Source organism: Sphingomonas japonica (assembly GCF_006346325.1).
Classification (GTDB): Bacteria; Pseudomonadota; Alphaproteobacteria; order Sphingomonadales; family Sphingomonadaceae; genus Sphingomonas; species Sphingomonas japonica.
On the sequence record NZ_VDYR01000001.1, the window covers coordinates 1,778,331 to 1,791,397 of the forward strand.

Consider the following 13,067-nt stretch of genomic DNA (forward strand, 5'->3'; position numbering starts at 1 on the left):
GCCATGTCCGAATTCGACATCGTCGTGTACGGAGCGACCGGCTTCACCGGACGCCTGGTCGCCGAGTATCTCGCGCGCAGCCATGGCGACGGATCGCTGTCCTGGGCGATGGCAGGCCGCTCGCTATCGAAGCTGGAGGAGGTGCGCGACCAGATCGGCGCGCCTGGCGATATCGCGCTTCTCACCGCCAATGCCGACGACCCGGCATCGCTGCGCGCAATGGCCGCGCGAACCCGCGTCGTGCTGACTACGGTCGGCCCGTATCAGCTATACGGTCCCGACCTCGTGGCGGCATGCGTCGCGACCGGCACCGGCTATGTCGATCTGTGCGGCGAGCCGGCATGGATGCGCCAGATGATCGACGCGCATCACGAAGCCGCAAGGGCCAGTGGTGCGCGCATCGTGTTTTCGTGCGGGTTCGATTCGATCCCCTTCGACCTCGGCGTATGGAGCCTGCAACAGGCCGCACGCGAGAAATACGGGCGTGCGGCGCAGCGCGTGAAGGGACGCGTGCGAAAGATGCAGGGCGGCTTTTCCGGTGGCACCGCCGCCAGCCTGAAGGCGACGCTGGCGGCCGCCGCGCGCGATCCCTCGCTGATCAAGCTGCTGACCAACCCCTTCGCATTGACCCCCGGGTTCGAAGGGCCGTCGCAGCCCAGCGGCATGCTACCCGAATACGACGCAGCGATCGGCGCCTGGGTCGCGCCGTTCATCATGGCGCCGATCAATACCAAGAATGTCCACCGCACCAACGCGCTGACCGGCCATGCCTATGGCACGGACTTCGTCTATGACGAGATGATGGTCGCCCCCGGCATCGGCGACATGGGAAGAGTGGCGGCCGAAGCGATCGCCAAGATCAATCCGCTGGCCAGCGACAAGGGCCCAAAGCCGGGCGAAGGGCCGAGCAAGGAAGAACGCGACAGCGGCTTCTACGACCTGCTGTTCGTCGGCGAGATGCCCGGCGGCGAGCGCATCGACTGCGTCGTCACCGGCGATCGCGATCCGGGCTATGGCTCGACCAGCAAGATGATCGCCGAGGCCGCGATCTGCCTGGTCCGCGATGTCGAGGGCACGGGCGGAATATGGACGCCGGGCGCGCTGATGGCGGCGCCGCTGCGCGACCGGCTGACGGCGCATGCCGGACTGACGTTCACCGCCGGGTGACCGCCGCTCGCGCTACAACCCCCATACCACCAACAACAGCGCCAGCACGAACAACAGCGTGGCGCCGAATGCCAGCGGCCAGTTGCGCTTGCGCACCGCTTCCTCATGCGCGTCGAGCCGCGACAGGTCGATCCAGTAATGCCCCGGCGCGGCGGCGCGGACGATGCCGCGTTCGAGCAGCTTGTCGAACTGCTTGCGCTCAAGCTTACCGGGCGGCGCATATTCGATCGCATCGCCGGGCTCGAGCGCGTGCAGCGCCATGAAATGCGCCTGGACACGGTAGCGCGCCGTCGCTGCCGCCGCGACGATGGCGGGATCGGGCGCCTGACGGCCATTGTCGTGCACCAGCCTCACCGCTTCCTCCCCTGATGCCGGATGTTGGCGGGTCGCCCGCGATGCTTGATCACCCGCTTGCCGCGATCCTTGGGCGGTCCGCTGCCCGAACCCTTGCCCTCGGGCAGTTCGAAGCGCAGCCCGCCCGACACCGGATTGGCCTCGACCAGCCGCAGCTGCAGCGTCTGTCCGGACGAATAGGTCTCGCCGGTATCCTCGCCGACCAGCGTCCGGCTGGCTTCGTCGAAGCGGAAATATTCGCGGCCGAGATCGCGCGCAGGCACCAGACCGTCGCCGCCGATCCCGTCGACCGTGGCGAAGAACCCGAAATTGGTCACGCCGGTGATGCGCGCATCCATCACGTCGCCGACGCGTTCGGACAGATATGCCGCGACATAGCGATCGACGGTATCGCGCTCGGCCTCCATCGCCCGGCGCTCCAGCGCGGAAATGACTTCGCCGACACGCTCCATGCTGGCGAAATCATCGTCGGACAGCCCGCCCTCGCCCAGATCGAAGGCACGCACCAGCGAGCGATGCACGACGAGGTCGGCATAGCGCCGGATCGGCGAGGTGAAATGCGCGTACGACCCTAGCGCCAGCCCGAAATGGCCGTGATTGGCGGGACCGTAATAGGCCTGGGTCTGGGTGCGCAGCACCTGCTCCATCACTTGCGGCCGGAAATCGGCATCGCCGACGCGGTCGAGGATGTGATTGAAGGTGCGCGGCTGGATCACCTGGCCCAGCGCGAATTCGACCTCGAACGTCTTGAGATAGTCCTTGAGCGCAGCGAGCTTCTCGCGCGAAGGCGGCTCGTGGATGCGGTACATCACCGGCGCCTTTTTCTTTTCGAGCGCCTTGGCCGCGGCGACATTGGCCGCGATCATATATTCCTCGATCAGCTTGTGCGCGTCGAGCCGCTCGCGTGGGGCGACCGACAGAATGCGGCCCTTCTCGTCGAGCACGATGCGGCGTTCGGGCAGGTCGAGGTCGAGCGGAGCGCGCCGCTCGCGCGCCTTGTACAGCGCGTTCCAGCACTCCCACAGCGGCAGCAGCGCGGTTTCGCGCAGCGGATGATCCTGCGCCCCATCCACCGCCGCTTGCGCGTCCTCATAGGCGATGTTCGCCGCGATCCGCACCAGCCCGCGCGCGAAGCGCCAATCCTTGAGCTCGCCGTCCGCGCCGACGCGCAAGTGACACACCAGCGCCGCCCGATCGACTCCCTGCTTGAGCGAACACACGTCCGCCGACAGTATCTCGGGCAGCATCGGCACGACCCGGTCGGGGAAATAGACCGAGTTTCCGCGCTTGCGCGCTTCCTTGTCGAGCAGCGATCCGGGGCGGACATAGAAGGACACGTCGGCGATCGCGACGATCGCCTTCCACCCGCCCGCGTTCGACGGATCGTCGTCGGGTGTCGCCCATACCGCATCGTCATGGTCGCGGGCATCGGCCGGATCGATCGCGACGATCGGCAGATGGCGCAGATCCTCGCGCTTGCCGAGATCGCGCCGGGCCGACCGTTCCGCTTCCTCGATCAATTCGGGCGAAAACACGTTGGGAATGCCGTGCTTGTGGATCGCGATCAGCGAGAAGCTGCGCGGCGCGAACGGGTCGCCGAGCCGCTCGACGACGCGCGCGGTGATGCGCGGCGGGCGTCCCGCTTTTTCGGCGAGCACCAGGTCACCGACCCCCGCCCCGCCGGTATCGGACACCGGCAGGTCGCGGCGCTCCTTCTTCTCCAGCCCCTTGAGCCAGAACGCGCCGCCTTCCTGATGCAGCACGCCGAGCATCAGTTCCTCGCCGCGCGCGAGCTGTTTCATCGGATGCGCGATCCACCCGCTCCCCGCCTCTTCGGTGCGCGCGAGGATGCGGTCGCCAACGCCCAGCGCCCGCCCCTTGCCGCGCTCGCGCACGCGAAGTCGCGGCTCGAGCACGCCGTCGGCTTCCCAGCGTTCGGGCACCGCCCAGACCGTCCCGTCCTCGACATCGACGATGCGCAGCACCGTGACTTTTGGCACCCCGCCCATCTTGTGGAACGCGCGGCCCGGCGCGCTGTCGATCAATCCTTCATCCGCCATGTCGCGCAGCAACGCTTTCAGCGCGATCTTGTCCTGCGCCGACAGCCCGAAGGCCTTGGCGATCTCGCGCTTGCCGGCCGGCGTCGGCGATGTCGCGATGAAATCGAGGATCTGCTGGCGGGTGGGGAGCCCGGCGGGCGCTTTGGTTCTTGGCATGTGGGGCAAGAGATAGTCCGAGTCCGCCTGCGCACCAACCATTCTCGACTTTGCCAGAACCGAACGGGTAAGGCTGGCCGAGTGCACGACCTTCTGATCATCGGCGGCGGGATCAATGGCTGCGCGATCGCGCGTGAGGCGGCGCTGAACGGGCTTGACGTCCGGCTGGTCGAGCGCGACGACCTTGCCGGCCATACCTCGTCGGCGTCGACCGGGCTGATCCACGGCGGCCTGCGCTATCTCGAGCAGTTCGAATTCAGACTGGTGGCACATGCGCTTGCCGAGCGCGAACGCCTGATCGCCGCCGCGCCGCATCTGATCCACCCGATGCGCTTTGTCCTGCCACATGCCCATGCAATGCGCCCCTGGTGGATCGTGCGGATCGGGCTGCATCTCTACGACTGGATCGGCGGAGGCACGCGGATGCTGCGATCGCGCGGCCTGCGCGCAAGCGACATCGGCTATCGTGCGCCGCTCAGCCAGCCGGGTAAGGGCTTCGTCTATTCGGACGCATGGGTCGACGATGCGCGGCTGACGCTCGCCAACGCACTCGACGCCGCGCGGCACGGTGCGGTGATCTCGACCCAAACCGAGCTGACCGGCGCGTGCCGCGAGGGCGATTGCTGGGTCGCGGCGTTATCCGACGGCGCCACGGTGATGACACGCGCGATCGTCAACGCGGCGGGGCCGTGGGTCGCGTCGCTGCTCGACCGGCTGGAGGTGAATACGGCAAGCGGAGTCCGGCTGGTCAAGGGCAGCCATATCGTCGTCCCCCGGCTATATGACGGCGACCACGCCTATATGCTGCAGCAGCCCGACCGCCGCATCGTCTTCGCCATTCCCTATCAGGACGACTTCACCGAGATCGGCACCACCGACGTTACGGTAAAGGCTCCCGAGGACGCGGTCATCGACGATGCCGAAATCGCCTATCTGTGCGCAGCGGTGAACCGATATTTCTCACGTCAGACGGAACCGGACGACATCGTATCGACCTGGTCGGGTATCCGACCGCTTTACGACGATGGCGCGGCAACGGCGTCGCAGGTCACCCGCGACTATGTGCTCGACCTCGACGATCACGGCCCGGCATTGCTGAACGTGTTCGGCGGCAAGATCACGACTGCCCGGCATCTGGCCGAGGAGGCCATCGAGAGGCTTGCCCCGACCTTGGGCCTGAACGCACATCCGGTGACGCGGGCCCGCGTCCTGCCGGGCGGCGCGATCCCCGAATACCATCGCTTCGTCGATCAGGTGCGGGCGGCCTATCCGTTTCTCGGGGACGCGCGCGCGGTGCGGATGGCGCGCGCCTATGGCAGCGACCTGCACGTCATGCTTGATGGCATAGCCGATGCGCAGGCAATGGGCGCGGACCTCGGCGCAGGCCTGACCCAGATCGAGCTGCGCTGGATGGTCGATCGCGAATGGGCCACGACCGTCGACGACGTGTTGTGGCGGCGTTCGAAACTCGGGCTGCGCGTCACCGATGCCGAACGCACTGCAATCGCCGCGACGCTGTCAGCTATACGCGATCCAGCGGCCATAGGCAGCGATCGTCAGCCATAGGCCGACCGACGCCGCCGCCATCGCGCGCGCAAGGAGTGGAAACGTCGAGCGGCCCTGCCACAGCAGTCGAAACAATCCGGCATTGGCGAGCGCCAGCGCGATCAGCACCAGCTTGACTTGAAACGTCGCCGACTTGGCCAGCGCGGTGCCGTCGGCAGCGAACAGCACCGCGCCGCTCGGCACCATGAGCGCCAGCCCGATTGCCGCGACCGGCGTCAGCGCGCGTGCCAGCGGCGTGACCGGGATCGAACGCCACAGCCCGGCGATCCGCAGATCGACGACGCCAATGCCACCGACCAGCATCACCAGACCAAGCAGGTGCAGAATATTGGCAACTGGATAGACGCTCGAACTGCCGCGAGCCCATGGACCGACCCCGATGCCATCGAGCCAGCCGGCCAGGATTGCCAGCGACTGCTCCAACGATCAGCGCAGCTCGACCGTCTTGCCGCCGACCATCACCCGCTCGATCCGCATTTCGGGAGCGCCGTCGCGGCGCGCATAGCCGGTAATGCTGACTCGCTTGCCCGGCGCGATCTCTGCCTCGGTCAACCCGCGCGCTTGCATGCGAGAGGTCGGCGCAAGCACGATACCCCACTGCTTGCCCTGCCAGCGCGTCGTCGCGGTGCCGTGCGGGTTGCCCCAGGTCACCGTCTGGAACGATCCGGTCAGCGTGATCGGCTTGCTCTCGTCATACGAGCTCCAGCCGTGATGCGCGACCGCAGCGGCGGGAACGGCGGCGAGTGCGGCGGCGATGGTCAGGCGTTTGAACATGGTCCTTCTCCTACCCAATAGTCACCAACATACGCATGGCGCCGGGGATCGCTCCGGATCAATAGGCCCGCGCCACCAGGATCCGCTCGACCGCCGGCTTGCCTGTGAAGATGCACGCGCCATCTGCTGCCTCCGCCTCGCCGGGCACGTTGCGCACGGTCAGCTTGAGCGCTTTCAACCGCTCGACCACGGCATCGAGTTCGGCCCCGGTCGGCTTGGACCACTGCACCTCGACCCAGCCGGGATATCTGCCGTCGAACGCGCGCTCCATCGCGGCAAAGTCGGTGACGTCGCGGGTGATGTTGGCGTCGAGCCGCGCCCGCGCTTCGGAATGAAGGCTGGACTGGACGTCCTCCAGCATCGCCCCGATGCCGGCCACGAAATCGCCCTGCGCCACGACGACGCTGTCGAGCTTGCCGTCCGCGCGGTACAGCCGGTCGCGGCGGATCACCGAGACGTTGCCGCCCGCCATGTCGCGCCCGCCGACCTCGACCACGATCGGTGCGCCCTTCTTGACCCAGCCCCAGCGCTTGGTCGCCGCCTTGGCGGGTTTGAGGTCGAGCAATGCCCGCACCGGCTCGCCCAGCGCCGATTGCTTTGCCAGATCGGTCTGCAGTGCCTTGCAATAGTCGATCAGCGCCGCGTCCTCGTCGGTGTCGCGCAGCATAGGCACGATCACCACCTGCCACGGCGCGATGCGCGGCGGCACGCGCAGTCCATCGTCGTCGCCATGGACCATGATGACCCCGCCGATCATCCGCGTCGATACCCCCCAGCTGGTCGTCTGCGCGAGTTCGAGCTGGCCTTCGGCGTTCTGGAAGCGGATGTTCTGCGCCGACGAAAAGGTCGTGCCGAGGAAATGCGAGGTGCCCGCCTGCAGCGCCTTGCCGTCCTGCATCATCGCCTCGATCGAATAGGTCGCGACTGCGCCGGGGAAGCGCTCATTCTCGGGCTTCTCGCCCGCGACCACCGGCATCGCCAGGCAATCTTCCGCGAACGAACGGTACACTTCGAGCATTTTGAGCGTCTCGTCGCGCGCCTCGGCCTCGGTCGCGTGCGCGGTATGCCCTTCCTGCCACAGGAACTCCGACGTGCGCAGGAACATCCGCGTACGCATTTCCCAGCGCACGACGTTGGCCCATTGGTTGATCAGCACCGGCAGGTCGCGCCATGACTGCACCCAGCGGCTGAACGCGGCGCCGATCACCGTCTCCGACGTCGGGCGCACGACCAGCGGCTCTTCCAGCTTTGCGTCGGGATCGACCACCAGCCTGCCGGCACCGTCGGACTTCAGCCGGTGGTGCGTGACGACCGCCATCTCCTTGGCGAAGCCCTCGACATGCTCGGCTTCCTTCTCGAAATAGGATAGCGGGATGAACAGCGGGAAGTAGCAATTCTCGTGCCCGGTCGCCTTGATGCGATCGTCGAGCAGGCGCTGGATGCGCTCCCAGATGCCATATCCCCATGGCCGGATCACCATGCATCCGCGCACGCCCGATTCCTCGGCCAGGTCGGCCTCGGCGATGACCGCCTGATACCATGCCGAGAAATCCGCCTCGCGGGTGACGTTCAATGCGCGCTTGATCATGGCCGGGCGGATAGCGCCAAATCATTCTGGGGGCTAGGCACCGACGATGGCCGCCGCACTCAATCGTCCGCTCGCAGGAATCGGTCTGCGCCTGCTCGCCGCGCTGGCGCTGTCGGTGATGTTCGCGACTGCCAAGCTCGCCGACGAGCGCGGGGCGCATCTGGTCGAAATCGTGTTCTGGCGGCAGGCATTCGTGTTGCCGATCGTGCTGGCGGTCGTCTTCGCCAGCGGCCAGGGGATCGCTTCGCTGCGCACCGCCAAGCCCAGGGCGCATCTGTGGCGGATGATCGTGGGGCTGTCGGGCATGTGCTTCAACTTCTGGGCGGTGACGCTGCTGCCGCTTGCCGAATCGACGACGTTCGGTTTCACCGTGCCGATCTTCGCGACGATCCTGTCGGCACTGGTGCTGGGCGAAGCGACCGGGCGGCATCGCTGGGCGGCGGTGATCGCAGGGTTTGTCGGCGTGCTGATCGTGCTTCAGCCGGGCGACGGGCACGTTCCGCTGGCAGGAGCGCTGGTCGCGCTGACCGGGGCGGTGCTGACCGCCAGCGTGACGATCCTGATCCGGCAGCTGGGCGCGACCGAGCGCGCGACCACCACCGTCTTCTGGTTCTCGGCATCGTCGCTGGTGCCGATGGGGATCGCGCTGCCGTTCTTCACCAGCCAGCACGATGGGGCGACCTGGGGACTGCTGCTGGCAACCGGCATCGCGGGCGGGATCGCACAACTGGCGCTTACCGGGGCGCTGCGACTGGCGCCGGTCGCGGTGGTGCTGCCGATGGATTATTCCAGCCTGATCTGGGCGACGGCGCTCGGCTGGCTGCTGTTCGGGGTGCTGCCTGCGCCGCTGACGTGGCTGGGGGCGCCGATCATCATCGCCAGCGGGCTGTATATCGTCTGGCGCGAGCACCGGCTGCGCCGCGCCGCGTCACTGGCGCCGATAGACTAGCATCAGGTTGTTGGCCGGCATCTCGATCAACTGGTCGAGCGCCAGCCCGTGCGCCAGCGCGGCCGCGCTCACCGCCTCGACCGACCGCAATCCCCAGCGCCGATCGCGGCTCTTGAGCGAGGCGTCGAACGCGAGGTTCGAGGCAGCGGTCGGCACGCCGGAGCGCGTGAAGGGGCCGTACAGGATCAGCGGCGCATCCGGCCCAAGCACGCGCCCGCTGCCGCGCATCAGTCCCTCGCATGCTTCCCACGGGCTGATATGCACCATGTTGACACACAGCGCCGCGTCCGCGCGCGCGATCGGCCAATCGGGCGATGCAGCGTCGAGATCGAGCGGCGGCGCGACATTTATCATTCCCGCGCACCACGCCGCGATCGACATGCGTGCAGCGGGTTCGGGGTCGGACGGCTGCCAATCGATCGCCGCAAAGCGTTCGGCGAAATGCGCGGCATGCTCGCCGCTGCCGCTGGCGATTTCGAGCACGGTGCCCGAGCGCGGCAGGATACCGGCCAGCAGTTCGGCGATCGCGCCGCGGTTGCGCAGCGTGGCAGGCGCGTGCTTGCGCACCTCGCCGGTGTCCTCGGCGGCAATCCAGGGCGTCGGGTCAGCCATGCCCGTCCGATTGTTCGATCTCGGAATGGACCTGCGCATGCGCGAGCAGCGCGAACAGCGCGCTGCCACCGACGATGTTGCCCAGCAGCGCCGGCATGAAAAAGCTGCCTAGCGCCTGCCCGGCCCTCATCTCGCCGACCATCAGCAGGATCCACATCTCCGCGGAACCGGCGATGACATGCGTAAAACCCGCTAGGTCGATCAGCCCGGTCAGCACGACGATCAGCGTCAGCTTCTGCCCCTCCGCGCTCGGCAGCGTCCATACCACCGTAGCCAGCAGCAGCCCCGCCGGTATCGCACCGAGAAATGCCGCCTTGCCGAAATGATCGAGCAGCACGCGGCTGACGTCGATCAACGCGAGCGTCTTTTCCGGTCCGAAACCTCCCGCCGCGACGAAGGCGGCGAAGGCGAACGTGCCGACGAGGTTCGCCGCCAGCACTAGGCTCCACAACCGCAGCGTCCGGAGCAGGTTGCGGCGGGTAAATTGCGTCGCCAGCGGCAACACTGCCGACAGCGTGCTCTCGGTAAACAGCTGCAGTCGCCCGAGGATGATGACCAGGAATCCGATCGAATACCCTGCCGCCTGCAACAACGGCGTCCATGACCCGTCGGGCAGCGCGGTGGCCGCGGTGGCCTTGCCGACCAGCGACAGGCCGATGACGATCCCGGCGGCGATGCCCGACCAGATCAGCGAGGCGGCCGGCCGCTCGAGTTCCTCGATCCCCTGTCGCCGCACCACTTCGTGGACGACCAGCGCGGTCGCGGCGCGGCGGTCCTCGACGACCGCCTCGTCCTCGACATCGAGCGCGACCGTGTCTTCTTCCGCTTCGATCGCGGCGTCGTGCCTGGTCGTGTCGTCCATGGAACGACCGAACCCGCGGCGGTGTTGCCGGTTCCCGCTATTCCGCCGCCTGCGCCAGCTGCGGATCCTTCCACGCCAGTACCGGCTTGCGCGCCGCCAGCGTTTCGTCGAGGCGGCGGCGCGGGGCGAAGTGCGGCGCCGACTTGAGCGCGGCGTCGCCCGCCTTCGCACGCTCGGCGACCGATCGCAGTGCGCCGATGAACTGGTCGAGCGCGGCCTTGCTTTCGGTCTCGGTCGGCTCGACGAGCATCGCGCCGTGGACGACCAGCGGGAAATACACCGTCATCGGGTGATATCCCTCGTCGATCAGCCCCTTGGCAACGTCGAGCGTGGAGAAACCGTCGGCGAGGTTGTCGTCGCTGAACAGCGCCTCGTGCATGCACGGGCCCGAAGCGCCGAAGGGCGCGTCGAGCACGCTGTTGAGGCTGCGCAGTACGTAATTGGCGTTGAGCACCGCGTCCTCGGCGACCTGCCGCAGCCCGTCGGCACCGTGGCTGAGGATATAGCTGAGTGCGCGGGTGAACATCCCCATCTGGCCGTGGAACGCGACCATCCGGCCAAATGCGCTGGCGTGGTGATCCTGCGCGGTTTCCTCTTCGACGAGCACATAGTGGTCGCCCGATTTCTCGACGAACGGCAGCGGCGCGAAGGGGGTCAGCGCCTTCGAGAACACTACCGGTCCCGACCCCGGACCACCGCCGCCATGCGGGGTGGAAAAGGTCTTGTGCAGGTTGATGTGCATCGCATCGACGCCCAGATCACCCGGCCGCACCCGCCCGACGATCGCGTTGAAGTTTGCGCCGTCGCAATAGACGAACCCGCCCGCTGCGTGGACTGCGTCGGAGATTTCGCACAGGTCGCGCTCGAACAGACCGCAAGTGTTGGGATTGGTGATCATCACCCCGGCGACATCCGGGCCGAGCCGCGCCTTAAGCGCCTCGAGATTGACGCGCCCCTCCTCGGTCGCGGGAATATCCTCGACCCTGTAGCCTGCGAACGCCGCGGTCGCCGGATTGGTGCCGTGCGCGCTTTCGGGCACCAGGATCACCTGCCGCACATCGCCGCGCGCCTCGAGCGCCGCGCGGATCGCGAGGATGCCGCACAATTCGCCATGGGCGCCCGCCTTGGGCGACATCGCCACCGAATCCATGCCGGTCAGCGTCACCAGCCAATGCTGGAGCTGATGGATCAGCGCGAGCGCACCCTGCACGGTGTCGATCGGCTGGAGCGGGTGGATGTCGGCAAAGCCGGGCAGCCGCGCCATGCGCTCGTTGAGCCGCGGATTATGCTTCATCGTGCAACTGCCGAGCGGGAACAGCCCGAGGTCGATCGCATAATTCTGGCGGCTGAGACGGGTGTAATGGCGCACGGTCTCGGGCTCGGACAGCCCCGGCAGGCCGATCGGCGCCGAGCGTGCGAGATTGCCCAGCCGATCATCGCTGGTCGGCGCGGCACTATCCGCAAAATCGACTCCGGTGGTCTCGGTCGATCCGATCTCGAAAATCAGCGCCTCGTCGAGCATCAGCGCGCGATTGCCGGTGAAGGTCGCCGCTCCACCCGGCTCGCCGCTGCCCATTTCGGGCTTCCATCCGCTCGAATTGATCGCGTTCATGCCAGCACCTCGCCCAGCGCGCTTGCCAGCGCCTCGATGTCCTCGTCGGTCACGGTCTCGGTCACTGCGACCACCAGCCCGTTCGCCAGCGCCGCCTCGGCCGGGTACAGCCGCCCCAGCGACACGCCGGCCAGCACTCCCCGTTCCGCCAGCGTACGCACCACCGGCCGCGCCTCGACCGGCAGGGTCACCGTGAATTCGTTGAAGAACGCGCCGTTGACGATCGCAACGCCCGGAACCTGCGCCAGCCGGTCCGCCGCCTGCACGGCGCGGCGGTGATTGAGTGCAGCAAGCCGGCGCAACCCCGCCTCGCCGAGCAGCGTCATGTGGATCGAGAAGGCCAGCGCGCACAGCCCGCTATTGGTGCAGATGTTCGACGTCGCCTTTTCGCGCCGGATATGCTGTTCGCGCGTCGACAGCGTCAGCACGAAGCCGCGCTTGCTCTCGGCATCGACGGTCTCGCCGCACAGCCGCCCGGGCATCTGCCGGACATATTTCTCCTTGCACCCGAACAGGCCGACATACGGCCCTCCGAATTGCAGACCGACCCCGATCGACTGGCCTTCGCCGACGACGATATCGGCGCCCATCTCGCCCGGGGACTTGATCGCGCCGAGCGCGACCGGTTCGGTCACGACCGCGATCAGCAGCGCCTTGTGCGCCTGGCACGCCACCGCAAGATCGGACAGGTCAGCGATACGGCCGAGGATATCGGGATACTGAACGACGACGCACGACGTGTCGGCGTCGATCCGCTCGATCAGCGACGCAGTGTCGGGACCGGGCGCCAGATCGGGAACCGCGGTCTCGAGCGCATCGCCGGTGAACTTCGCCATGGTCGTCGCGACCGAGACGTAATGCGGGTGCAGCCCGGCGGACAGGATCGCCTTGCCCTTGCGCGTGATCCGCCGCGCCATCGTGATCGCTTCCCAGCACGCGGTCGATCCGTCGTACATCGATGCATTGGCGACGTCGGTGCCGAGCAGCCGCGCGACTTGCGTCTGGAACTCGAACAGCATCTGCAGCGTGCCCTGCGCGATCTCGGGCTGGTATGGGGTATAGGCGGTCAGGAACTCGCCGCGCTGGATCAGGTGATCGACGCTGGCGGGGACATGGTGCCGATACGCGCCGCAGCCCAGGAAGAACGGAACATCGCCTGCGACGGTGTTCTGTCGCGCCAGCGCGGACAGATGCCGTTCGACCGCCATCTCGCTGGCATGGCCGGGCAGCTCGCGGATCGCGCCGTCGAGGCGCGCCGCCTCGGGCACGTCGACGAACAGGTCGTCGATCGAAGCGGCGCCGATCACGTCGAGCATCGCATCGCGGTCGGACTGGGTAAGGGGCAAATAGCGCATCGATTTCTCCGA

At 67.3% G+C, this 13,067-nt stretch carries 12 protein-coding genes; 3 read left to right on the plus strand and 9 right to left on the minus strand.

All coding sequences use genetic code 11. The features are described from left to right. Positions 1-3 precede the first annotated feature (3 nt). Entirely contained in the window at positions 4-1,167 is a 1,164-nt protein-coding gene (locus FHY50_RS08760) for a saccharopine dehydrogenase family protein (protein ID WP_140048084.1), read from the plus strand. 12 nt (positions 1,168-1,179) lie between these two features. Here FHY50_RS08760 and FHY50_RS08765 read toward each other — a convergent pair whose 3' ends face one another. Both FHY50_RS08765 and FHY50_RS08770 read right to left on the minus strand, forming a co-directional pair. Beyond that, positions 1,180-1,521 (minus strand): hypothetical protein, encoded by a 342-nt coding sequence (locus FHY50_RS08765; RefSeq protein ID WP_140048085.1) that lies wholly within the window; start codon positions 1,519-1,521, stop codon positions 1,180-1,182. After that, positions 1,518-3,737, minus strand: coding sequence for a ribonuclease R family protein (locus FHY50_RS08770; protein WP_140048086.1), 2,220 nt, complete (start codon positions 3,735-3,737; stop codon positions 1,518-1,520). The genes FHY50_RS08765 and FHY50_RS08770 overlap by 4 nt, the downstream gene beginning before the upstream one ends. 81 nt (positions 3,738-3,818) lie before the next feature. Between FHY50_RS08770 and glpD the strand changes: the two genes are divergently transcribed. Next, on the plus strand, positions 3,819-5,303 hold the full coding sequence (gene glpD / locus FHY50_RS08775; protein WP_140048087.1) for a glycerol-3-phosphate dehydrogenase: 1,485 nt from the start codon (positions 3,819-3,821) through the stop codon (positions 5,301-5,303). On the opposite strand, the gene FHY50_RS08780 is transcribed toward glpD, so the two are convergent. From FHY50_RS08780 to proS, 3 genes are read right to left on the minus strand one after another with little or no spacing between them, the layout of a single operon-like run. Beyond that, on the minus strand, positions 5,256-5,726 hold the full coding sequence (locus FHY50_RS08780) for a DUF6644 family protein (protein WP_208402823.1): 471 nt from the start codon (positions 5,724-5,726) through the stop codon (positions 5,256-5,258). The two genes, glpD and FHY50_RS08780, sit on opposite strands and share 48 nt — an antisense overlap. Positions 5,727-5,729: 3 nt before the next feature. Next, a complete protein-coding gene (locus FHY50_RS08785; RefSeq protein ID WP_140048088.1) occupies positions 5,730-6,077 on the minus strand; it encodes a DUF6152 family protein in 348 nt (115 codons plus the stop codon). Positions 6,078-6,135: 58 nt separating this feature from the next. Further along, positions 6,136-7,665 carry a proline--tRNA ligase gene (proS, locus tag FHY50_RS08790; RefSeq protein ID WP_140048089.1) on the minus strand — a complete coding sequence of 510 codons (1,530 nt, stop codon included), beginning with the start codon at positions 7,663-7,665 and terminating at the stop codon, positions 6,136-6,138. A 46-nt stretch (positions 7,666-7,711) separates the two neighbouring features. Between proS and FHY50_RS08795 the strand changes: the two genes are divergently transcribed. Next, the gene (locus FHY50_RS08795; protein ID WP_140048090.1) at positions 7,712-8,614 is read left to right on the plus strand and encodes a DMT family transporter; all 903 of its coding nucleotides are present in this window, start codon (positions 7,712-7,714) and stop codon (positions 8,612-8,614) included. Here FHY50_RS08795 and FHY50_RS08800 read toward each other — a convergent pair. From FHY50_RS08800 to gcvPA, 4 genes are read right to left on the minus strand one after another with little or no spacing between them, the layout of a single operon-like run. Further along, positions 8,594-9,226 (minus strand): DUF938 domain-containing protein, encoded by a 633-nt coding sequence (locus FHY50_RS08800; RefSeq protein ID WP_140048091.1) that lies wholly within the window; start codon positions 9,224-9,226, stop codon positions 8,594-8,596. The genes FHY50_RS08795 and FHY50_RS08800 overlap by 21 nt on opposite strands. Further along, the gene (locus tag FHY50_RS08805) at positions 9,219-10,088 is read right to left on the minus strand and encodes a formate/nitrite transporter family protein (protein ID WP_140048092.1); all 870 of its coding nucleotides are present in this window, start codon (positions 10,086-10,088) and stop codon (positions 9,219-9,221) included. Before FHY50_RS08805 ends, FHY50_RS08800 begins: the two co-directional genes overlap by 8 nt. A gap of 37 nt (positions 10,089-10,125) precedes the next feature. Continuing rightward, positions 10,126-11,664, minus strand: a complete 1,539-nt coding sequence (gene gcvPB / locus FHY50_RS08810) for an aminomethyl-transferring glycine dehydrogenase subunit GcvPB (protein WP_243846792.1) — start codon at positions 11,662-11,664, stop codon at positions 10,126-10,128. Positions 11,665-11,696: 32 nt separating this feature from the next. Then, entirely contained in the window at positions 11,697-13,055 is a 1,359-nt protein-coding gene (gene gcvPA, locus FHY50_RS08815; RefSeq protein WP_140048094.1) for an aminomethyl-transferring glycine dehydrogenase subunit GcvPA, read from the minus strand. Between the last annotated feature and the right edge of the window lie 12 nt (positions 13,056-13,067).